Genomic DNA, 21,176 nt, shown 5'->3' with positions numbered 1-21,176 from the left:
AACGACGAACGAACCGCCGCCCTGGCAGACTTCCTGCACACCTACAACCACCACCGCTGCCACACCGCACTCGGCGGCCACCCACCGATCAGCCGCGTGAACAACGCTTCAGGTCAATACACCTAGCCGGGGCAGCCAGCGCTGCTCGTGCGTCAGGTCCGGTACGGCGCCGGGCCGCCGGGGCAGCCGTACCAGCAGGTCGCTGCCGAGGCGGAACATGGCGTTCTCGGTCCCGGAGGACGCGAGCCGCCGTACGGGCAGCGCGGCCCAGTGCGGGAACCGGCGGGCGATCAGGCGTTGGACCAGCGGGGCGTCGAGGTCGACCTCGTCCGCGTGCAGCTTCGGCGGAGTCGGGCTGTCATGGGCAGTCATCGGGGCCCATGACAGCGCCTCGAAGCCTTCGCTGTCCACGCGGTTTCCCCGGGTTCAGACCCGGTCGGCCGCGATCAGCAGGTACTGGAAGCTGCCGTTGCGGTAGGCGTCGAGGAACGTGTCCTCGATGCCCGTGACCAGATGGCCGGCCTGCTTGCGCAGTTCCCAGTAGGGGATCGTGGCCTCGGTCAGATCCTCGACGTGCACCGGCACCAGGCGGTTGCGGGCCATCGCCCTGAAGTACTCCGAGCGTGGGTGGATGTCGCAGATGTAGTGGGCGTTGATCAGGGACACCTCGCGCGAGGCCTGTCCGTAGGTGTCGTTGTAGCAGCCGGTGATCACCACATAGCGCCCGCCGCGGCGCAGCAGCCGGGCGTGCTCGGCGAACAGCAGGTCCAGCTCCACGTACATGGTGGACTCGTTGTTCCACGACGCCGCGTACGCGCCCGACGGGAAGCCGGTGTCGAGCATGTTGCGGTGGTGGTAGCGCACCTTGTCGTCGATGCCCCGCGCGCGGGCCTGCTCGTTCGCGAACTCGGCCTGCTTGGCGGAGATCGTGACGCCGTCGGCGTGGCAGCCGTAGCGCAGGTGCGCCACGACGCTGCCGCCGCCCCGGCCGCAGCCGGCGTCGAAGACCCGGTCGGCGGGGGCCAGCGGCCCGAGGTGGGCGGCGAGCAGTTCGGCCTGGGCGTGTTCCAGACGGTGCAGTTCCGCGGTGACGCGTGCCCGGCGCCGGTCCGGATCGGGGTCGTCGAGCACCGAACGGTCGGCCTCTCCGATGCCGTAGTGGTGGTGGTACAGGTCGTCGATCTTGCCGAGTTCGAGGTTGACCGGGTTCGCCTCGGCGTTCCAGTAGTCCGCGACCCGGCTCTGGTAGACGGACTGGGTCGGGACCGGAGCGGGCGTGGTCCGGGCGGCGGGGACAGTGGTCAACGAGGACTCCTCTGAGCGCATGTGACGGTGTTCCGGGAGTGGCGGTTACGCGGTTACCAGTAGTCGGGCAGGTGGTAGCGGTGGGTGTTGGTGGCGTGCCACTCGTGGTTGCCGGACACCCAGGCGGCAAGCCCCTGGGCATAGCGCTCCACCAGCGGCGAGGTGGCGGACAGCAGGGCCGCCTCCTCCTCGAAGGCCTCCATGATCCGGTTGTGGATCTCGACGGACTTCAGATAGGCGGCCTTCAGACCGCGCCGCTCGTTGGCGGCGACGACCTGCGGCAGGTTCAGGTGCGTGGGGTCGCTGGCCAGTTCCTTGGTGAAGGAGTACAGGTCGTTGACGATCGTGGTGGCGTTGGAGGCCAGGGCGGTGATCCGCTGGATCTCGGGGCGGGCGTAGACCTGCTCGGGCAGCTCGTAGCCGTCCACGGCGTCGACGAGTGACAGACACGGGCGGAAGTTGTTGAACTGCCGCATCACCAGGTACTCCCAGACCCGCGGCACGTACTTCGTCTCCATCCAGGCGGCCTCGCCCAGGTAGCCCAGGTGCAGCCGGGCGATGTCGTGCACGAACCGGTCGGTCTGGCTGGGTGTGGCGAAGGTCGCGTAGTCCGCGAGGGCGAAGTGGTACGAGCGCAGCGGGCCGTCGGCCTGGATGCCCTGGCGCCACTCCGCCTCCAGCTCCGCAACGCCGTGGTAGGGGTCGAGCGCCGACTGGGCGATGATCAGGGGGCCGCCCAGACCGCGCCGCGATCCGCCCCTGCCCTCGTCCTCCTCGCAGTAGCAGGAGTCGACGATGTTCTCGGCCAGCAGCAGCTTCCCGGCAGCGGTGAGACGGTCCAGGTCGAGACCGCCGGGGTGCTGGAGCACGACGGCCCGGCCGAACTGGAAGCCGGAGAAGTCTCCCTTCCAGGCCGTGGGAAACAGGTCCAGCTCCCGGGCCCAGGCCTCCAGCCGGCGGTCGATCTCGGCCGCCTTCTCCGGGTCGGCGGGGGCGGCCGGCTGGTAGTGCAGTCCGGGGATCGCCCCGGTGCGGCGGGGCCTGCACAGGCTCTGGGCGATGTTGGGCGGCCCGGGCAGCGTGTAGGAGGGGGCGGGCGTGTTCACGGGGTGCTCGGAGGTCATTCGGGGAACCGGCCGATCTGGACGTTCTCCAGGATCCCGGCCGCGTCGGGCACGAGGATCGCCAGGGAGTAGTAGGCGGTCACGAGGTAGTTGACGATCGCGGCCGTGTCGATACCCATGAACCGGACGTTCAGGCCCGGCTGGTACTCCTCCGGGATGCCGGTCGGGTACAGGCCGATCACGCCCTGGTCGGCCTCGCCGGTGCGCAGCGCGATGATGCTCGTGGTGTGGTCGTCGCTGATCGGGATCTTGCTGCACGGGAAGATCGGCACCCCGCGCCACGCCGGTACCTCGTGACCGTCGACGTTCGCGGTGCCGGGCACCAGGCCGCGCCGGTTGCACTGCCGGAAGAACGCCGCGATCGCCTTGGGATGGGCGAGGAACACCTTGGTCTTGCGCCGCATCGACAGCAGCTCGTCCAGGTCGTCCGGCACCGGCGGGCCGGTGAAGGTGCTGATCCGCTGGCCGTAGTCGACGTTGTGCAGCAGTCCGAACTCCCGGTTGTTGACCAGCTCCCACTCCTGGCGCTCGCGGATCTCCTCGACGGTCAGCCGAAGCTGCTGCGCGGTCTGGTCCATGGGGTGGTTGTAGAGATCGGCGACCCGGGTGTGCACCCGCAGTACGGTCTGGGTGAGGGACAACTCGTACTCGCGCGGGGCGAGTTCGTAGTCCACGAAGCCGCCGGGCAGCGTGGGCTCGCCGACATGGCCGGCCTGCACCGGCACCTCGGCCTCGCCCTTGCGGTTCATGGGCCGGTTCTGCCGCTCGGCATACGCCTGCAGATGCGCGGCGAGGGACGGCGCCCGCTCGGTGAACTCCTGGGCGACGGCCCAGGGCAGCGCGAGCACCACGCCCGCGGTCTCGGCCCGCACCGAGGCCAGCCACAGCGGGTCGGACTGGCCGACCGCCTCGTCGCCCATCTGGTCGCCGTCGGTGACGACCCCGATGATCTCCTCGTCGCCGTACTTGCCGGCGGTGTAGCGGCTGAACCGGCCGTGCACGACCAGATAGGCCTCCGTCACCGGCTGGCCGGCCTCGAACAGCACCTGCCCGGCGCGCACCTCGCGGGGCTGGAAGCGGCCGGCGATCTCCCGCAGCACGTCGGTGTCCTCGTAGCCGCGCAGGATCGGCAGCTCGGTCAGGGTCTCCGGGATGACCCGGATGTCGTCGGCGCCGTTCTGCTCGAAGTGCACCCGGCCGCGCCCCGTGCGCAGCGTCAGGCGGCGGTTGACCCGGTAGGTGCCCCCCTTGACGTCCACCCACGGCAGCGTCTTCAGCAGCCATCGGGAGGTGATGGCCTGCATCTGCGGTTCGGACTTGGTGGTCGTGGTGAGCTGGCGGGCCGCCCGGGTGCTCAGGCTGGTGAGCTGCCCGTCGGCCCCGGGATCGGGAGCGGGTTCGTCGACGGCGGGACCGGTGACGCTGTCCGGTGTGGTCACATTCCCTCCAGCAGGGAGATGAACAGGGGTGACGGGATCGATCCGTGGTGTGCCAGGTGATGGTGTGCACGGACAGCCAAACAGGCCGCATGATCGCCGGGAAAGGCGCGAAAAGGGGCTCTTTCATCTCCTGGTGGTGCAAACCCGCCAATGGCGGCAACAAGGCGGCGCGTGGACGAGTGCACGCCGGGCTTCCGCTTCCACGCCCCGGTGTGCGCCGTCCCATCGGTCCGGTACAGGTCCGGTACAGGGAGGGGTCACCCTCCGTGACGAGCGGCACGGGCAGGTTGCGGCGGCCCGGCGATTCCGTTCGTTCGCCGCGCGGCCCGGGGGCCGGATGGCTAGCGTGAGCTTCGGGAACACACCGGCTGTGGCGGGGGACCAGCCGTACGGGACACAGACCAGGAGGGCCGCGAGCATGGCCGTGCAACCCGAGGGAACGCCCTGTTGGGCCGATGCGATGTTCAGCGACGTCGAGGGGGCCAAGCGGTTCTACGCCGACGTCCTCGGCTGGACCTTCGGCGAGTCGTCGTCGGAGTACGGCAACTACACGCAGGCCTACGCGGACGGCAAGGCGGTGGCCGCCGTCGTCCCGCCCATGCCCGGCCAGGAGGGTCAGTCGCAGTGGTGCCTGTACTTCGCCTCGCCGGACGCCGCCGCCACCGCGGAGAAGATCCGCGAGAACGGCGGCGAGGTGCTGATGGAGCCGATGCAGATCGGCGACTTCGGCACGATGTGCCTGGCCAGGGAGCCCAGCGGAGCGGTGTTCGGCGTCTGGCAGGGCGGCACCCACGAAGGTTTCGAGGCGACCGCGGTCCCGGGCGCCTACTGCTGGGCCGAGGTCTTCACCCGTGAACCCGAGAAGGCCGACACCTTCCTCTCGGCCGTCTTCCCGTACCGCATGAAGCAGATCGAGGACCAGGCCGTCGACTTCCGCATGTTCGACGTGGGCGAGAACACGGTCCTCGGCCGGATGCGGATGACCGACGACTTCCCGCCCGAGGTGCCGTCGTACATCAATGTGTACTTCACCGTCGACGACTGCGACGAGGCCGTGGCGCGCGCCACCAAGCTCGGCGGTGTCCTCCGCTTCGGGCCGATGAGCAGCCCTTTCGGCCGGTTCGCGGCCCTCAGCGATCCGCAGGGCGCGAACTTCTCCGTGATCGACATCGCGACCACGGAAGGGGAGATGCCCACCGTCACGGACGTCTGACCGGCCGCCCCGGTCAGGCCGCCCACGGCACGACGCTCCAACCCACCTGCGTGACCATGGCATGATCGGGCACATGCGTGAACGTGTGGTGGCCGCGTGCGACGGGGCTTCGAAGGGAAACCCCGGACCGGCCGGATGGGCATGGGTGGTCTCGGACGGCGACGAGCGGACCCCCGCCCGCTGGGAGGCCGGCCCGCTCGGCCGGGCCACCAACAACGTCGCCGAACTCACCGCCCTGGAGCGGCTGCTCGCGGCCGTCGCGCCGGACGTGCCGCTGGAGATCCGCATGGACTCCCAGTACGCGATGAAGGCGGTCACCACCTGGCTGCCCGGCTGGAAGCGCAACGGCTGGAAGACCGCGGCCGGCAAGCCCGTCGCCAACCAGGATCTGGTCGTCCGTATCGACGCGCTCCTCGACGGCCGCACGGTCGACTTCCGCTATGTCCCGGCCCACCAGGTCGACGGCGACCCGCTGAACGACTTCGCCGACCGTGCCGCCAGCCAGGCCGCCACCGTCCAGGAGGCGGCCGGCAGCGCGCTCGGCTCCCCCGAGCCGCCGCCGTCGCCCGACACCCCGAAAGCGGCAGCCCCGCGCAAGAAGGCGCCCCACCGCACCGGCGGCGGAGCGTCCTCCCGCACGATCAAGGCGAAGTTCCCCGGCCGCTGCCTGTGCGGCCGCTCCTACGCGGCCGGCGAGTCCATCGCCAAGAACGCGCAGGGCTGGGGCCACCCGGAGTGCCGGACCGCCGAGGCCTGACCGGCCGTCCCCGGCCTTCTCCAGCCGTCTTCAGCTGTCGAAGGTGTAGAACTTCGTGTGGTCCAGCAGATCCGCCGGGCGCACGTCGTTCCACGGCTTCATCGTCTCGTTCAGGTCCACGACGTCCGGCGTGCCGCCGGCCGGCACGTACGCCGCGCCCGGATGCCGTCGCTGCCACTCCGCCCACAGCTTGTCGACGAAGGCGTGGTGCAGCCAGAACACCGGGTCGTTGGGTGAGACCCCGGTGCCCATCTGGCCGCCGACCCAGACGTGGACCCGGTTGTGCAGATTGACCCCGCGCCACCCCTCCAGATGGTTGCGGAACCCGTCCGAGGCGCTGTTGTACGGCGCCATGTCGTACGTCGGTATGGACAGCACCGATTCCACCTCCGCGCGCGTCGGCAGCTCGCGCACCCCGGTGCCGAGCGAGCGGCGCAGGAAGGTACGGCCGTCGACGCGTATGTTCATCGGCCAGTTCCCCGCGTCGGCGAACGGACCGTCCATCACCCGGCCGTCGCTGCTGCGCCCGGTGCCGCCGAGGAAGTCCGGCCCCCAGAGCGCGGCACGCACCGTGCGGTCGGTGCTCCAGTCCCAGTAGGGCAGCGCGACCGAGGAGTCCACCGACTGCAGTGCCCCTTCGAAGTCGAGCAGGAATCTGCGGTGCCAGGGCAGGAAGGACGGCGAGCGGTGGCCGGTGCGCTCGCCGGTGTCGGTGTCCGACATGATGAACGCGTTGTGCGTGCGGACGAACTCGTCGTAGCGCCCGTTGCGCTTGAGTTCGAGGACGGCGCCTGTGAACCGGCGCTTCTCGTCGGCGGTCAGGGTGGCCTGGTTCTTGCGTACGGTCATGATGCGCGGTGCTCCGGAAGTCCTTGCGGGGGCGGTCAGTTGGCGGAGAAGGGCAGCAGCGGGGCGCCCTGCAACTCGTCCACCGCGGCGCGGGCGGCGGCATGCGGGGTGGGCACCGGGTCGTAGTGGCTGACGACGCTGATCCAGCTGCTGTCGGCGTTGCGCATCAGGTGCAGCTGCACACCGTCGATCAACACCTCGTAGCCGCCGCCGTGTTCGTGGTGGTGGCCGCCTTCGCTCATCGGGCGGCCCTGTATCCGGCGGCCCTTGTAGACCTCGCTGAAGGTGTCCGGCATCGGCATGGTGTGGTCGTGGCCCGCGGCCGCGGCCGTGGGTGCCGCGAGGGCGGTGACGGTGGCCGTCGCGGCGAGGGCGGCCGTCGCGGTGAGCGCGCGGCGCCGGGTGAGGTCGGGCATGCGGGTCCTCCTGGAGGGTGTTCCGGTGTGACGACGCATGCCTATCGGGGGCTCGGTGACGGGAAGAAATCGCTCGGAACCGGTTGGCTGCGATCCGGACAATTAGCCACATGTCGTACAGGGTTGAACAAAGACGATCTTGTCGTGCCAGGGTGCCCATCCGCTCCGGAACGGGCAATTCCTTGCCGTACGGACCGCGTTTCCGCTGATCCTTGCCGCCCGCCGTCCGTCCGAGTGGCCCGGCTCACCGCGCCAGACTGGCGCGATCGGACAACCTGATCGTCCTGTTACTCTCCGTGCATCATCCACTGCACCAAGTGACTGGGAGCCCCGTCCATGGCCGTGCCCGTCTCGTTCGACCAGACCTCGTCCGGCTACAGCCCGCAACGCGCCTACTGGCTGGCCCGCGCGGCCGATCTGGCCTACAAGGACCGCCCCGAGATCGAGGACCGGGCGGCACAGTGGGGCTTCGACCACGTGCGGCACCACGAGACCCGCTTCACCCCTCCCTTCCCGTTGCAGGACACCCAGGCCTACACCCTGGCCAGCGACCGGATGATCGTCACCGCCTTCCGCGGCACCGAACCCGTCCAGATCAAGGACTGGCTCACCGACGCCACCACCCCGCCGCGTCCCGGACCCGGCGGCAACGGATACGTCCACCACGGATTCGCCGAGGCCCTGGAATCGGTCTACCCGGCTGTCCACGCGACCCTCGCCGAACTGCGCACGGACGGCCAGAGCGTGTACTTCACCGGGCACAGCCTGGGCGGCGCCCTCGCCATGCTGGCCGGTGCCCGGATGTACCTGGAGGACCCGCACCTGGCCGCGGACGGCGTGTACACCTACGGCCAGCCGCGCACCTGCGACCGACTGCTCGCCGAGGCGTTCCACAAGGGATTCGGCGGCCGTATGTACCGCTTCGTCAACAACAACGACATCGTTCCCCAACTGCCGCCCGAGCCCGCCTTCACCCATGTCCGCGCGCTGCGCTACATCGACTCCCACGGCCGGCTGCACGAGAGCATGCCGATGCTGTCGGCGTTCGCCGACCGGGCGGCGGGACTGACCGCCGACGCCTTCGCACCCGCCTCCGACGGCATCCGTGACCACTTCATGCACAACTATCTGACGGCACTGGAGAAGAACCTCGACTGAGAGCTCCGGTTCCGGCGCGCATCGGCTCCTGGCCTTGGGTGAATTGCCATTCACCGGCTAGGGTGAATTGCTATTCACCCCCGTGCACGCCGCCCGCAGGAGCCCCGATGGACCAGCCCGTACCGATATCGCGGCCCCCGGCCGGACCGACACCGCTGCGCAGCCGGCTCACCATCCCGGTGCTCGCGTCGGGCGGCATCCTCATGGCGGTCATGCAGACCGTCGTCGTCCCCCTGCTGCCGGACCTGCCCCGGCTCACCGGCGCCTCGGCCGCGGCGGTCTCCTGGACGGTCACCGCGACCCTGCTCTCCGGCGCCGTTCTCACCCCGGTGCTCGGCCGGGCCGGCGACATGTACGGCAAGCGCCGGGTACTGACCTGCGCCCTCGCTCTGATGACCGTCGGCTCGGTGCTGTGCGCCCTGTCCTCCGACATCGGCGTGCTCATCGCCGCCCGCGCGCTCCAGGGCGCCGCCGCCTCCGTCGTACCCCTGTCGATCAGCATCCTGCGTGACGAACTCCCGCCGGAACGGCGGGGCTCTGCGGTGGCGCTGATGAGTTCCACGGTCGGTATCGGCGCCGCGCTCGGCCTGCCGCTCGCCGCAGTCGTCGTCCAGTACGCCGACTGGCACACCCTGTTCTGGCTCACCACCGCGCTGGGCGCGCTCGGCGTCGCGGCGACCTGGTGGGCGGTCGGGGAGTCGCCCGTGCGCGAACCGGGCCGGTTCGACGTGGTGGGCGCACTGGGTCTCGCCGTCGGCCTGGTCTGCCTGCTGCTGGGCGTCTCCCAGGGTGGCACCTGGGGCTGGCGGAGCGCCCGGGTCCTCGGGCTGTTCCTCGGGGCCGCCGTCGTCCTCGCCCTGTGGTGCCGGCAGCAGCTGCGCGCCGAACGGCCGCTGGTCGACCTGCGGCTGGTCAGCCGGCCACGGGTGGGGCTGTCGCACGTGGCCGCCCTGCTGACCGGGTTCGCCTTCTACGCCAACTCCCTGGTCACCGCCCAGCTGGTGCAGGCGCCGAAGGCCACCGGCTACGGCCTCGGCCTGTCGATCGTCGCCACCGGTCTGTGCCTGCTGCCCGGCGGCGTGACCATGCTGCTCCTGTCGCCGCTGTCGGCCCGTATCTCCGCCGCGCGCGGCCCCCGGATCACCTTGGCGCTGGGCGCCGCCGTCATCGCCTGCGGCTACGCGGTACGCATCGCCGACAGCCGCGACCTGTGGATGATCATCGTCGGCGCCACCGTCGTGGCGACCGGGACCACACTCGCCTACTCCGCGCTGCCGACCCTCATCCTGCGGGCCGTCCCGGCCGCGCAGACCGCCTCCGCCAACGGCGTCAACGTCCTCATGCGCACCATCGGCCAGGCCACCTCCAGCGCGGCCGTCGCGGCCGTCCTCGTGCACCACAGCAGCCCGGCCGGCGGCGTACCGATCCCCACCCTGCACGGCTATCTGCTCGCGTTCGCGATGGCGGGCGCCGTCGCCCTCGCGGCCTGCGCCGCAGCCCTGTCCATCCCCGGCGACGGCCCCTCCGGCCGCACCCGCCGCGCCGAGGGCGCCGAGCGCGGTGCCCGCGACGAGGCCATGGAGGGAGCATGAGGGGCGTGAGCACTCCACCCGCACCGGGCTTCTCAGCCCGCCGTGACGCCGAGGCCACCAAGGCGGCCATCCTCACAGCGGCCCGCCACCTGCTGGCCCGGCACGCGCACGGCGACATCACGCTCAGGGCCGTCGCCGAACGGGCCGGTGTCAGCCCGCCGCTGATCGTGAAGTACTTCGGCAACAAGGACGCCCTGTTCGCCCGCGTGATGTCCTTCGACGCCGACGCGGACGCCCTGCTGGACGCGCCGCTCGCCGGCCTCGGCCGGCACATGGCCCGGCATGTGCTGGCCAGCCAGCGCGAGCGCGGCGCCGACCCGCTGCTGCGCATCGCCTTCGCCCCGCTGCACGGCGATCACGGCGACATCCTGCGCACCAACTTCCGCACTCAGGTGACCGAACGCCTCGCCGCCCAGCTCACCGGACCCGATGCGGGCCTGCGTGCCGAACTCGCCGTCGCCGCGCTCGTCGGCCTCGGCGTGATGTACGGCATCGCACGCGGCCCGCACCTGCGCGAGACCGACGTCGAGGCCATCGCCGACCGCTACGGACCGCTCGTCCAGGCCCAGTTGACCCCCGGGTTGGCCCCGGGCGGCTGACTAGGTCCACAGCCCGTCGGCGGTGATCTCGCCCACCCAGTTGCGGTACGCCGAGCGGTACAGCGCCACCCGCGCCGGAAACCCGGGGAGTTCGGCAGCGGCCACCGCCGGGTCGGCCGCGATCACCGCCGGTACGGCGGCCAGCGCGGCGGCGGTGCGCAGCAGACCGCGCCGGCTGAGCGGGCCCGAACCACCGCCCGGAAAAGGAAAGTTGTCCATCGAACGATCGATCACACGGCCACGCTAGGCGCCGCTGTACGGCTCCCGGCGTTCCGCCGGCCCATGTCACCCGGGTGGGTGACAGAGGCACGGCCCGGCCGCCCGGAGAGGCCGTTCCGCCTGCTTCCGCGCCGGATGACAGACTGGACGCCATGGACGAACGCGCAATCCGCAGGTCGGGTCAGTGGGCATCGGTGGTCGGTCTCGGCACATGGCAGCTGGGCGCCGACTGGGGCGACGTGGACGACAAGCAGGCCCTGTCCGTCCTGGAGGCGGCGGCCGAGGACGGCGTCACCTTCTTCGACACGGCCGACGTGTACGGCGACGGACGCAGCGAGGAGACCATCGCCTCCTTCCTGCGGGGCCGGCCCGACCTGCATGTGCTGGTGGCGACCAAGATGGGCCGCCGGGTCGAGCAGATCCCCGGGAACTACGTCCTGGACAACTTCCGCGCCTGGAACGACCGCTCGCGCCGCAACCTCGGCGTCGACCGCGTCGACCTGGTCCAGCTGCACTGCCCGCCGACGCCCGTCTACTCCTCCGACGCGGTGTTCGACGCCCTGGACACCCTGGTCGAGGAGGAGCGCATCGCGGCCTACGGGGTGAGCGTGGAGACCTGCGCCGAGGCGCTCACCGCGATCGCCCGGCCGCACGTGGCGAGCGTGCAGATCATCCTCAACCCCTTCCGCATGAAGCCCCTGTACGAGGTGCTGCCCGCGGCCCGCGAGGCCGGCGTCGGCATCATCGCGCGGGTGCCGCTCGCCTCCGGCCTGCTGTCCGGCAAGTACACCAAGGACACGGTGTTCGCGGCCAACGACCACCGCACCTTCAACCGGCACGGCGAGCAGTTCGACCAGGGCGAGACCTTCTCCGGCGTCGACTACGACACCGGGGTCGAGGCCGCCGCCGAGTTCGCCGCGCTCGCCCCCGAGGGGTACACCCCGGCCCAGCTGGCCCTGCGCTGGATCATCGAGCAGGACGGTGTGACCACGGTGATCCCCGGCGCCCGCAACCCGGAGCAGGCCCGCGCGAACGCCGCCGCCGCCAAGCTGCCCCCGCTGCCCGAGGAGACGTTCACCGCGATCCGCGAGCTGTACGAGCGGCGGATCAAGGACCAGGTCGAGCACCGCTGGTAGCCGTCGCCGCACCCACCGTTTGAACGCACGGCCGGGCGGTTACACGCACCGCATGACGCAGGAAGGACGGCGCAGGGGGCGGAACGAGACCGAGGAGGAGCGGGCCGACCGGATGTGGGTCGAGCTCATCCAGGAGGTCCGGGTCGCCCAGACGGGCGTGCAGATCCTGTTCGGCTTCCTGCTGACCGTCGTCTTCCAGCAGAAGTACGCCACGCTGCCCCACGCCGACCAGGTCATCTACATCATGACCGTCGTCCTCGGCGCGTGTGCCACCGGCGCCCTCATCGGACCGGTGTCCCTGCACCGCCTGGTGTCCGGCCGCCGCGTGAAGCCGCAGGCGGTACGGCTGGCGTCACGGATGACGTTCGTCGGCCTGGTCATGCTCCTGGTGACGATGGCGTCCTCCCTGCTGCTGATCCTGCGGGTGGCCACCCGCAGCGGCTATGTGCCGTACCTGGTGGCGGCCGTCGTCGCCTGGTACCTGGTCTGCTGGTACGGCCTGCCGCTGTGGGCCCGGCGCCGGCACACGATCCGCTCCTCCGAGGGAACCGCGCGCGGCCGGCCGGGCGGCGGCACGCCCGGCCAGGAACGGACGTAGGACCGGAGCCCCTTCGCCGCCGGCATGCGTACGGCCACTCAGCCCGCGGAGAGGATCTCGGCCACCAGCTCGTCGACCGGGACGCGTTCCCGGCCCGGCGGGACGACCCGACGGGTCTCCCGCAGGAACGCGGCGACCGCGGGCGCCCAGGCGAACACCACCGCGCGGTGCCGGCTCCCGTCCGGCCGGACGTCCCCGAGGAACTCCATGCGCAGCTCGTGCCACGCACCGGTCGCGGCCGGCCGCAGCCGCACGTCCCCGGCGCCGACCGGCCGGACCAGACCGTCGACGAGCATCTCCCGGTCCAGCCGCCAGCAGGCCAGTACCCGGCCGTCGTGGCCGAAGACGGCGGTGACGGCGAACGGGTCGTCGGCGTCGTAACTGAGATGGGCCAGCACGGGACACCGGCCGGTGCCTTCCGTGCGCAGCTGCACCACCAGGGTCTTGTGCACGAACGCGGTCATGCGAGGGCCTCCGGCAACAATCGGCGTAGAGACCTCTAGTACCCCGGTGCCGCCCGGGATGCTCACCCATGCGACTGATTCCCCGGATCCCCGCCGCCCTGGTCGCCTTGCGCAGGCTGCCGTAGAACGTCTCGCCCGCGGCCTGTCCGCCCGCGCGCACGCTGTGGGCCACCATGTGTGTCCGCACGGGTGACCGGACGTCAGCCGAAGGCCTCCCGCAGCGCGGGCAGCAGGGTCTTCGCCGACCAGTCCAGGAACTCCGGCTGCGTGTCGCCGCCGATCTGCACGAGCGCGACCTCCCCGAACCCGGCTTCGGCGTAGGGGCGTACGGCCTCGACGAAGGCGTCCGGGTCGTCGCCGCACGGGATCGAGGAGGCGATGTCGTCCTCGGTCACGAACTGGGTCGCGGCCTCGAAGGAGTCGGGGTGCGGCAGTTCGGCGTTCACCTTCCAGCCGAGCCCGAACCAGCGGAACTGGGAGTGTGCGCGCTTGACCGCCGTGCCCCGGTCGGGGTCGTAGCACACCGGCAGCTGCCCGACCCGGGGCTTGCCGCTGCCGCCGTGCCGGTCGAAGGCCTCCAGCAGCCCCGGCTTCGGTTCGGTCGCGATGACCAGGTCGGCGAGGTGCCCGGCGAGCTTGCAGGACTGCTCGCCGGAGACGGCGATGCCGATCGGCGGCGGCTGGTCCGGAAGATCCCACAGCCGGGCCGACTCCACGTCGTAGTGCGGGCCGTGGTGGGTGACGTGACCGCCCTCGAAGAGCGCGCGGATGATCCCCACGGCCTCTTCGAGCATCTCGTGCCGCACGTCCACCGGGGGCCAGCCGCCGCCCACCACATGCTCGTTCAGGTTCTCGCCCGCGCCCAGCCCGAGCCGGAACCTGCCCTCGGACAGCAGTTGCACCGTGGCCGCCTTCTGCGCCACGATCGCCGGGTGGTAGCGCAGGATCGGGCAGGTCACGTAGGTCATCAGCGGAATCCGTGAGGTGGCCTGGGCGGCGGCGCCCAGCACGCTCCACGCGTACGAGGAGTGGCCCTGCGAGCGCAGCCACGGAAAGTAGTGGTCGGAGATCACCGAGAAGTCGAACCCGGTCTCCTCGGCCCGCACCACGTGGTCCACCAGGTCCCGGGGACCTGCCTGCTCGGTCATCATCGTGTATCCGATTTGCACCATAAGAGGTGAGTCCCCGGGCCGGCGGCTCGAAAACGGACCACGGGCGCCGGTCAGCCCCCCGGCGTACGGAACGTCTGCAGGAACGTCTTCAGCGCCAGCCGGTTGGCGGTGTCGTCCCAGGTCGCGGCCGGGGTGGTGAAGCGCAGCGAGAATCCGTCGCCGCCGCCCGTCAGGAAGCCGCGCCCGAAGGTGTGCACCCGGGCGTCCCCCGTACCGGCCAGCCACTCCAGGTCGGCGGCCCGGTGGCCCTGGTAGGTGGCGGCCCGGACGTTGCCGACGCGGTGGTAGCCGGGCAGCCGCTGCAGATCCGGTTCGACGTCGTCCCGCCAGACGGCGACCGGGTCGGGACCCACGTGCTCGCTGTGGGTGACGGCCAGCGTGGTCGAGGCGCCGTCCCGGCCGAAGATGACGCGGTAGGCACCGGTGGCGCGCGCGGTGGTCAGCCGCGTCCAGCCGTCGGGCAGGGCCACCGAGAAGCCCTCCGGGGCGGTGTAGGGGTGGTAACCGGCTGGGAAGGCGGGCGGGGTGCTCGGGGTGGGGCTCGCGGAGGGCGTCGCGGTGGCTCCGCCGGTGTGCCGGCCGGCGGGGGTGGCCGCGGCGGAGGGGCGCTCCGGTGCCTGCGCCGTGCCGGTGCCCGGGAGCTGGTGCGCCGCGGCCAGGACGGCGGCGGTGACGGTGAGCGCGGCCAGCGCGGTACCGGCCGCCAGGGCCCGTCTGCCGTGCTCCCGCCCGGCGAGGCGCACACCCGCGTACGCGCCCCGCAGCCGGGGCACGGGGGCCGGCCGCCGGTCGGCGTCGGCGTCCCCGTTGAGGGTCCGGACCAGGGCCTCGCGGACCACCGGCCGGGTCAGCCGCTCCCGCGAGTTCTTCCGCAGCAGCCCCTGCACGGCCTGGGTGAGCGGGCCCGCGCGCAGGGGGGTGCGCAGCGGCAGCCGGTCCACGGCCTGCAGGGTGGCGTCGGGCCGGCCGCGGTCCCGGAACGGCGGCCGGCCCTCCACCATCGTGTACAGGAGCGCGCCCAGCGCCCACAGGTCGGCGGCCGGCCCGATGCGCTCGTCGCGGGCCTGCTCCGGCGAGGCGTACGACGGTGCCGTCAGCCGCGGTACCAGGGTCGCGCCCGCCAGCCCGAACCCGGTGACGACGACGGGGCCGCCGTCCCGTACGAAGACCTGGCCTGGGCTGAGCTCGCCGTGGGTGATGCCCTCGTCGTGCGCGGCCTGGAGCACATCGAGCAGCTCCAGGCCGATCCGGGCCGCCCGCACCGTGTGGAACGCGCCCTCGCGGTCCAGGAGTTCGCTGAGCGGCGTGCCGTCGATCCACTCGGTGACCGTCCACAGGGTGCCGCCCTCCACCACGGCGTCGACGACGGAGGCGACCTGGCCGGGGCACAGCAGCCGCATGGTCTCGCAGGTGCGGATGACGCGGGCCGTGACCCGGCGCACACCGGTGTCGGCGGACGCCTCCGGCAGGGCGGTCTGGGCCACCAGCCGGGGCTGCTCCGCCGCCACGTCCTCGGCGTACCACCACAGGCGGTTCGTCTCCCGGGCGAAGGCCTCCAGGAGCCGGTAGCGTCCGGCGACCAACTCGTGTGCGGAGACGTGCGCCTTGGCCATGGTCATCCCTTGCTGGAACCCCTGTTGTGTGTCTCACAGAGGTACGCGTGACGCGCGGGGATGCGTTCAAAGAATCCGTGACAGGGTACGTTCCTGTCTTTCGTTCAACTCTTCGGAAGACCGACGGGTTCACTTCTCACAGCAGCCCGAACCGCTCGGCCCAGCCGGTGAGTTCGCGCGGTGTCGTATTGCCGCCGCACACCACGAGTCCGATCCGGGCGCCGGCGCCGACCCGTGCCGCCACCTCGCGGGCCGCCGGCAGCAGACAGCCCGCCGCCGGCTCCGCCCACACCTTGGCGTGATCGGCGAGGTCCAGCGAGCCCTGTACGGCGTCCCGGTCGGAGACCACCAGCACCTCGTGGACGAGCGCGGACACATGGTCGTACGTCAGCTGTGACACGGCGGGCGCACTGAGCGTGGTGACCAGGGACGACAGGGGCACCGGCACCGGCCCGCCCGCCTTCAGCGCCGCGGACATGGCCTCCGCGCCCTCGGTCTCCACGCCCCAGACCCGCACCCCGGGGCGTCGGGCGGCGAGCGCGGCCGCGACCCCGGCGATCAGGCCGCCGCCGCCGATGCTGACGACGACGTCCGTCGGTTCGCCGGCGTCCCGGACGTCCTCGGCCAGCTCCAGCCCGACCGTGCCCTGTGCGGCGATCACCACCGGGTCGTCGAACGGGTGGACCAGGGTCAGCCCCTCGTCCCGCAGTCGCGTCACCAGTTCGAAGGCGCTGTCCATGCCGTCCGTCAGCCGCACCGAGGCCCCCGCCTCCCGCACGATCCCGACGGAGCGCGCGGGTGCGGTACGTGGCATCACCACGGTCGCCTTCACGTCGAGGGCCGCGGCCATCACCGCGAGGGCGACTCCGTGGTTGCCGCCGCTGACCGCGACCACACCCGCCGCCCGCTCGGCCTGGCTCAGTGACAGCAGCTTCGCCGTCGCCCCGCGTACCTTGAACGAACCGGTGCGCTGCAGCAGTTCGAGCTTGGCGGTGACCGGGACGCCGAGCAGCGCGGTCAGGCCCGGGCTCGGTACGGTCGGCGTCCGCACGACCTGCCCGGCGATCCGCTCCGCCGCGGCCTCGATCTCGGTGATGCCGATCAAGGTGCTTCACCCTTCCGGCGCGGGGGTGGGGCCGCGCCCCTCGCACCCTGACCCGCGGCGAGCGTCGAGGTCAACACGGTTTCAGCAGGTGATCACCGGGCGTCACAGCTCGCGGTCCGCCAGGAAGTCCAGCAGCAGGAACAGCTCACCGGCGGCCTCGGCCGCCAGCGGCACGCCCGTCAGCAGCGCCCGGGCCGCGTCCGTGTGCGCACGGGCCCCGGCCAGCGCCGCCGTACGGCCGCCCGCCGCCTCGATCAGCGCGGCGGCCTCCTCGGCCCGCCCCGGGGCGTCGAGCAGCTCGGGGAGCCCCTGGGCCGCCGGGGAGCCGAGCGCGGCCAGCACCGGATACGTCTTCTTGCGTTCGCGCAGATCGCCGCCCACCGGCTTGCCCGTGACGGCCGGGTCGCCCCAGATGCCGAGCACGTCGTCGACCAGCTGGAAGGCGACTCCGAAGTGCCGTCCGGCCCGGTCCAGTGCGGTCACCGTGGCCTCCGGGGCCCCGCCGAGCGCCGCGCCCAGCGCGGCGGCGCAGCCCAGCAGCGCACCGGTCTTGCCCTCCGCCATGGCCCGGTACTCCGCGGGCGTCACCCGCTCCGGGCCGGTGCAGGGCCGGGCGGCGAACAGCAGGTCGTCGGCCTGTCCGCGTACCAGGTCGGCGAGCGCCCCGGAGAGCAGCCGCACGGCGCCGGCGCCCTGCGGCACGGCGGCGATGGTCTCCACCGCCAGTGCGAACAGGGCGTCCCCGGCGAGCACCGCGGGCCCGGTGCCGTACGCCTTCCATACGGCGGGGCGGCGGCGCCGGGTCGCGTCACCGTCCATGATGTCGTCGTGCAGCAGCGAGAAGGCGTGCACCAGCTCCACCGCGACCGCGGCCGGGACGCCGGCCCGTCCGTCGGCGCCCGCCGCCTCGGCGCCGAGCACCGCCAGCGCCTGCCGCACGCCCTTGCCGCCCGGCGCGGCGGCGGGCGCCCCGCCGACCTCGCACCAGCCGAAGGAGTACCCGGCCATCTCGGCCACCCAGGGATGCAGCCGCCCCACCGCCTCCCGCAGCGCCGGCTGCACCCGCCCCCGGCAGCGGGCGAGGACTTCGGCAGCGGCGGGCGCAGCCTGTACGGCGGTCACCGGGCGACCTGCGCGGCGAGGCCGAACTCCTCCTGGGCCCGGGCCACCATCTCCCGGGCGTGCTTCAGTCCGCTGCGCTCCAACGTCCTCGCCAGATCGGCGAGTTCGGCAGCCGTCTCGGCGCGGTCGCGGCCCAGCTGCGCCAGTGACTTGGCCAGCCCCAGCCGGGCCAGCGCCGCACCGCGCGGCTCGCTCATCGCCCGGAACTCCTCCAGCGCCAGCTGGTACAGGTCACGCGCCTCGGCGTAACGTTCCGCCCGGTACAGGACGTTGCCGCGCATCTTGTGGTTGTAGGCGAGCGCGCTGGACAGGTTCATCGCCCGGCAGCCGGCCTCCGCGCGCGACAGCAGCTCCAGTGCCCGTTCGGTGTCCTTGTCGCGGACCGAGAGGATGTCGGCGAGTCCGCGCAGTGCCCAGGCGTGCCCACGCCGGTCCTCCGCGCGCTCGGCTATCTCCGCCGCCTCCTCGAACAGCGCGTACGCCCGGTCGTAGTCGCCGGTGTTGCGGTGCATCTGCGCGATGCCCTCCAGCGCCCACACCGTGTGCCGGGCCTCACCGCGCCTGCGGGCCTCCGCCAGCAGCTGCTCGTGCAGCCGGCCGACCGCGTCGTAGTCGCCCTGGATACGGCCGGTCTCCGCGAGGCCGGCCAGCGAGTACCCCCGGCAGACGATGTCACCGCCCCGCTCGCCGAGTTCGGCCGCGAGTCCGAGCAGCCGCCAGGCCAGCGGGAAGGCCCCGCGCTGCCGGGCGAGGGTGCCGCCGCTCCACAGCGCCCACGCCATCGCGGCGGTGTCGCCGGCCTCCCGGGCGGCGCGGTAGCTGGCCTTCCAGGCCCGGTCCGCGTCCGCCACGTGACCGAGCCGCCGGTGCGCCTCGGCGACGGCGAGCCCGCAGCGGGCCGCCTCGGCCGGGCGCCCGGACCGCTCGGCCTCGCGCAGCTTCTCGGTGCCCTCAGCCAGCACATCGACCAGCGAGGAGTTCACGGACAGGGTGGTCAGTGCGCCCTGGTACTCCGGGGCGAAAGCCTTGCCGTACATGCGTACCTTTCTATACACGCAGCGTATACATCGCGTGTATAGCGTGTCGGAATTGAGCCCCGGTCAAGGGACCGGGGCGTGTCGGTCTGTTGTCGATCAAGACGCAGGCACCGCGCAGGGGGTTGCCCGTGCGACACGGGTCACCCTGTGAAGGTTCAGTGTTGCTGGTTCTTCTGCGGGGTCAGCTCGCTCGGGCGGACCACGACGAAGCCCTCGCCCTGGAGCATCAGCTGCACGGACTCGCCGGAACCGCCGCGCAGCATGGAGCCGATGGACTGGGAGCGGTGCAGCGAGGTCTGCAGATGCGCGGTCCAGCCGACCACCGCGTCCGTGTCGACGTACACCGGGGACTGCGCGGAGACCGGGATCACCAGCGGATTGCCCTCGCAGACCAGGCCGAGCCGGCCCTGCCCGCTGAACACGCTGTTGAACAGACCGCCGCCGGCGATGCCCGACCCCTTGACCGTCCTGATCTCGTACGCCAGCGAGGCGTCGAAACACAGCACGTTACGGCCGTTGACCGTGAACTGGTCGCCGGCCTCGACCTCGACGATGAAACAGTTCTGTGCCTCGTGCGCGAACCAGGCCTCGCCCTGCCCGCGCACCGCCATGAGGGGCAGCCCCTCGCCGGTGACCGCGCGCTTCAGCATGCCGCCGACGCCCTGCCCCTTGCGCTCGAACTTCAGGTCCCCGCGATAGGCGACCATCGCGCCCTGGCGGGCGTACATCTCGCCGTGCACCGCGTACTTGATGCATTTGGCGTTCTCGACGGACATGCCCGGCTCCACGGCCGGCTGCACCACGTGCTGACTGGAAAAGAGATCACCCTTCATGCGGGGCATGGTGTCCCGGAGGGTGCCGTTCCGCCAAGATCACGGAACATGCCCCGGTCAGCCACCGAACAGCTGGGCCCAGTAGACAGCGGCCCGGCCGCCGCCGGCGAAGCCGACGCCTATGTGGCCGAACTCCCGTTTGAGGATGTTGGCGCGGTGACCGGGGCTGTGCATCCAGCCGTCGACGACCTCGGCGGGGGAGCGCTGGCCGCAGGCGATGTTCTCGCCGATCGTGCGCCTGCGGGACCCGGCGGCGCGGGCCCGGTCCCAGGGCTGGGAGCCGTCGGGGCAGGTGTGGTCGTAGAAGTCGCGGGCCACCATGTCCGCGCAGTGTGCCTGGGCGGCGGCCGTGAGCAGCGGGTCCACCGCCAGCGGGGGCAGGCCGGCCCTGCCGCGTTCGGCGTTGGTGAGCGCGACGACCTCGGCGGCCGTGCCCGACAGCGCGTCCGGGGTGAGGGGAGCGGCCCACAGCGCGGTCCAGTACCGGTCGCCGCCGTCGGCGTGGGCCAGGGCGGCGTGCCGGAAGGCCGGGTCGAGCACAGTGCGCCGGGAACGTGCCGACTCCAGGCAGTAGTCCACGAACTCGGCCGGGGTGCGTGGCCCGGAGACGAGGTGCTCGCCGACGGTGACGTACGCGTATCCGGCGCCGGTGATGCGCTGGTGCACCGAGACGCCGTCCCGCCCCTCACCGCCGAGCCGCCCGGCGTCCGCCATGGCCCGGGCGTGGGAGCGCGCGGCAAGGACGAGGCGCGGATCGAGGGCGACGGACGGGGAACCGGCCTGTGCACGGGCCGCGTTGACCAGGTGGAGGAAGTCGTCCGCGGAGCCTTCCGCGAGCCGCGGGGCGCGGGTGCCGGTCATGCCGGGCCGGGCGGACCGGCCGCGCGCGTCCGGCGCGGCGGCGGCCGTCGGCCCGCCGTCGTCCGTGACCCGCACCCCGAAGTCCCGTGCGAGCCCGGCCAGCCCGTCCGCGTACCCCTGCCCGATCGCCCGCAGCTTCCACCCGGTGCCCGGCCGTACATACAGTTCGGCGAGCAGCAGCACGGTCTCCGGACCGGTGTGCGGCGGCGCGAAACGGGCCACCGTACGCCCCGCGCCGTCCGTGACCTCGAGCCGGGGAGCGGGCAGCCGCCCGAGCGGCGTACCGGGCACGGCCGCGCTCACCACCACCGTGACCCGACAGGCCCCACCGCGCAGCCGGCCCGGCTCGACGGCCAGGGTGTCACCGCTCAGCCGGACACCGGGCGCCTGAGCCTGGTTGTAGAACACGAAGTCGGCATCGGACCCGACTTTTCCGTCCGCCCCGGTGACGAGAGCGGACACGTCGAAGTCTCCGGCCACCCGAAGCCGCACCAAGTCAAGGGGCAGCGCCACATTGCCGCCGGGCACCAGCTCGCTCGTCACGCAAAGGACAACGCCCCGCAC

At 72.2% G+C, this 21,176-nt stretch carries 20 protein-coding genes and 3 pseudogenes; 8 read left to right on the top strand and 15 right to left on the bottom strand.

The features are described 5' to 3' along the window. Positions 1 to 126: pseudogene (locus tag ABZ624_RS35885) on the top strand (IS481 family transposase); the annotation flags it as partial. Here the strand turns inward: ABZ624_RS35885 and ABZ624_RS35880 are convergent. From ABZ624_RS35880 to ABZ624_RS35865, 4 genes and pseudogenes are all read right to left on the bottom strand, one after another. Next, positions 121 to 372: pseudogene (locus tag ABZ624_RS35880) on the bottom strand (phosphotransferase); the annotation flags it as partial. The pseudogenes ABZ624_RS35885 and ABZ624_RS35880 sit on opposite strands and share 6 nt — an antisense overlap. A gap of 54 nt (positions 373 to 426) precedes the next feature. Beyond that, positions 427 to 1,305, bottom strand: coding sequence for a geranyl diphosphate 2-C-methyltransferase (locus ABZ624_RS35875; RefSeq protein WP_360098636.1), 879 nt, complete (start codon positions 1,303 to 1,305; stop codon positions 427 to 429). Between the two features lie 53 nt (positions 1,306 to 1,358). Beyond that, a complete protein-coding gene (locus tag ABZ624_RS35870; RefSeq protein ID WP_360098634.1) occupies positions 1,359 to 2,429 on the bottom strand; it encodes a family 2 encapsulin nanocompartment cargo protein terpene cyclase in 1,071 nt (356 codons plus the stop codon). Beyond that, on the bottom strand, positions 2,426 to 3,868 hold the full coding sequence (locus ABZ624_RS35865) for a family 2B encapsulin nanocompartment shell protein (RefSeq protein ID WP_360098632.1): 1,443 nt from the start codon (positions 3,866 to 3,868) through the stop codon (positions 2,426 to 2,428). The genes ABZ624_RS35870 and ABZ624_RS35865 overlap by 4 nt, the downstream gene beginning before the upstream one ends. A 418-nt stretch (positions 3,869 to 4,286) precedes the next feature. Between ABZ624_RS35865 and ABZ624_RS35860 the strand changes: the two genes are divergently transcribed. Beyond that, positions 4,287 to 5,081 (top strand): VOC family protein, encoded by a 795-nt coding sequence (locus tag ABZ624_RS35860; protein WP_360098630.1) that lies wholly within the window; start codon positions 4,287 to 4,289, stop codon positions 5,079 to 5,081. A gap of 61 nt (positions 5,082 to 5,142) precedes the next feature. Further along, the gene (locus tag ABZ624_RS35855) at positions 5,143 to 5,838 is read left to right on the top strand and encodes a ribonuclease H (RefSeq protein ID WP_360098628.1); all 696 of its coding nucleotides are present in this window, start codon (positions 5,143 to 5,145) and stop codon (positions 5,836 to 5,838) included. A 30-nt stretch (positions 5,839 to 5,868) separates the two neighbouring features. Here the strand turns inward: ABZ624_RS35855 and ABZ624_RS35850 are convergent, their stop codons facing one another. Next, on the bottom strand, positions 5,869 to 6,687 hold the full coding sequence (locus ABZ624_RS35850; protein WP_360098626.1) for a tyrosinase family protein: 819 nt from the start codon (positions 6,685 to 6,687) through the stop codon (positions 5,869 to 5,871). Between the two features lie 35 nt (positions 6,688 to 6,722). Continuing rightward, on the bottom strand, positions 6,723 to 7,103 hold the full coding sequence (locus ABZ624_RS35845; protein WP_360098624.1) for a tyrosinase cofactor: 381 nt from the start codon (positions 7,101 to 7,103) through the stop codon (positions 6,723 to 6,725). Between the two features lie 336 nt (positions 7,104 to 7,439). Between ABZ624_RS35845 and ABZ624_RS35840 the strand changes: the two genes are divergently transcribed. The 3 genes from ABZ624_RS35840 to ABZ624_RS35830 all read left to right on the top strand — a co-directional run bounded on the left by ABZ624_RS35840 (position 7,440) and on the right by ABZ624_RS35830 (position 10,452). Next, positions 7,440 to 8,261 carry a lipase family protein gene (locus ABZ624_RS35840; protein ID WP_360098622.1) on the top strand — a complete coding sequence of 274 codons (822 nt, stop codon included), beginning with the start codon at positions 7,440 to 7,442 and terminating at the stop codon, positions 8,259 to 8,261. Between the two features lie 107 nt (positions 8,262 to 8,368). Beyond that, a complete protein-coding gene (locus tag ABZ624_RS35835; RefSeq protein WP_360098620.1) occupies positions 8,369 to 9,853 on the top strand; it encodes an MFS transporter in 1,485 nt (494 codons plus the stop codon). After that, positions 9,850 to 10,452, top strand: coding sequence for a TetR family transcriptional regulator (locus ABZ624_RS35830; RefSeq protein WP_360098618.1), 603 nt, complete (start codon positions 9,850 to 9,852; stop codon positions 10,450 to 10,452). The genes ABZ624_RS35835 and ABZ624_RS35830 overlap by 4 nt, the downstream gene beginning before the upstream one ends. A 6-nt stretch (positions 10,453 to 10,458) precedes the next feature. Here the strand turns inward: ABZ624_RS35830 and ABZ624_RS35825 are convergent. Next, positions 10,459 to 10,671 (bottom strand): annotated as a pseudogene (locus ABZ624_RS35825) (FAD-linked oxidase); the annotation flags it as partial. A gap of 152 nt (positions 10,672 to 10,823) precedes the next feature. Here ABZ624_RS35825 and ABZ624_RS35820 point away from each other — a divergent pair. Both ABZ624_RS35820 and ABZ624_RS35815 read left to right on the top strand, forming a co-directional pair. Next, positions 10,824 to 11,807 (top strand): aldo/keto reductase, encoded by a 984-nt coding sequence (locus ABZ624_RS35820; RefSeq protein ID WP_360098616.1) that lies wholly within the window; start codon positions 10,824 to 10,826, stop codon positions 11,805 to 11,807. A 52-nt stretch (positions 11,808 to 11,859) separates the two neighbouring features. Continuing rightward, entirely contained in the window at positions 11,860 to 12,405 is a 546-nt protein-coding gene (locus tag ABZ624_RS35815; protein WP_360098614.1) for a DUF6328 family protein, read from the top strand. A 38-nt stretch (positions 12,406 to 12,443) separates the two neighbouring features. Here the strand turns inward: ABZ624_RS35815 and ABZ624_RS35810 are convergent, their stop codons facing one another. The 8 genes from ABZ624_RS35810 to ABZ624_RS35775 all read right to left on the bottom strand — a co-directional run bounded on the left by ABZ624_RS35810 (position 12,444) and on the right by ABZ624_RS35775 (position 21,155). Then, positions 12,444 to 12,869 (bottom strand): SsgA family sporulation/cell division regulator, encoded by a 426-nt coding sequence (locus ABZ624_RS35810; RefSeq protein ID WP_360098612.1) that lies wholly within the window; start codon positions 12,867 to 12,869, stop codon positions 12,444 to 12,446. A gap of 200 nt (positions 12,870 to 13,069) precedes the next feature. Beyond that, entirely contained in the window at positions 13,070 to 14,041 is a 972-nt protein-coding gene (locus ABZ624_RS35805) for an LLM class F420-dependent oxidoreductase (protein ID WP_360098610.1), read from the bottom strand. Positions 14,042 to 14,091: 50 nt separating this feature from the next. Continuing rightward, on the bottom strand, positions 14,092 to 15,660 hold the full coding sequence (locus ABZ624_RS35800) for a serine/threonine-protein kinase (protein ID WP_360098608.1): 1,569 nt from the start codon (positions 15,658 to 15,660) through the stop codon (positions 14,092 to 14,094). A 130-nt stretch (positions 15,661 to 15,790) separates the two neighbouring features. Further along, positions 15,791 to 16,759, bottom strand: coding sequence for a threonine/serine dehydratase (locus ABZ624_RS35795; protein ID WP_360098606.1), 969 nt, complete (start codon positions 16,757 to 16,759; stop codon positions 15,791 to 15,793). Between the two features lie 102 nt (positions 16,760 to 16,861). Continuing rightward, positions 16,862 to 17,881, bottom strand: coding sequence for a polyprenyl synthetase family protein (locus tag ABZ624_RS35790; RefSeq protein ID WP_360098604.1), 1,020 nt, complete (start codon positions 17,879 to 17,881; stop codon positions 16,862 to 16,864). After that, positions 17,878 to 18,918, bottom strand: a complete 1,041-nt coding sequence (locus ABZ624_RS35785) for a tetratricopeptide repeat protein (RefSeq protein ID WP_360098602.1) — start codon at positions 18,916 to 18,918, stop codon at positions 17,878 to 17,880. Before ABZ624_RS35785 ends, ABZ624_RS35790 begins: the two co-directional genes overlap by 4 nt. Before the next feature lie 155 nt (positions 18,919 to 19,073). Continuing rightward, positions 19,074 to 19,751, bottom strand: a complete 678-nt coding sequence (locus ABZ624_RS35780) for an AIM24 family protein (protein WP_360098600.1) — start codon at positions 19,749 to 19,751, stop codon at positions 19,074 to 19,076. Positions 19,752 to 19,808: 57 nt separating this feature from the next. Further along, complete coding sequence (locus tag ABZ624_RS35775; RefSeq protein ID WP_360098598.1) at positions 19,809 to 21,155, bottom strand: CAP domain-containing protein; 1,347 nt, start codon at positions 21,153 to 21,155, stop codon at positions 19,809 to 19,811. Between the last annotated feature and the right edge of the window lie 21 nt (positions 21,156 to 21,176).

Origin of the sequence: Streptomyces sp. NPDC007205, assembly GCF_040634095.1 — a bacterium.
Lineage (GTDB): Bacteria > Actinomycetota > Actinomycetes > Streptomycetales > Streptomycetaceae > Streptomyces.
The sequence above is the reverse complement of the archived record's forward strand: the minus strand, read 5'-3'. Positions and strand labels throughout refer to the sequence as shown.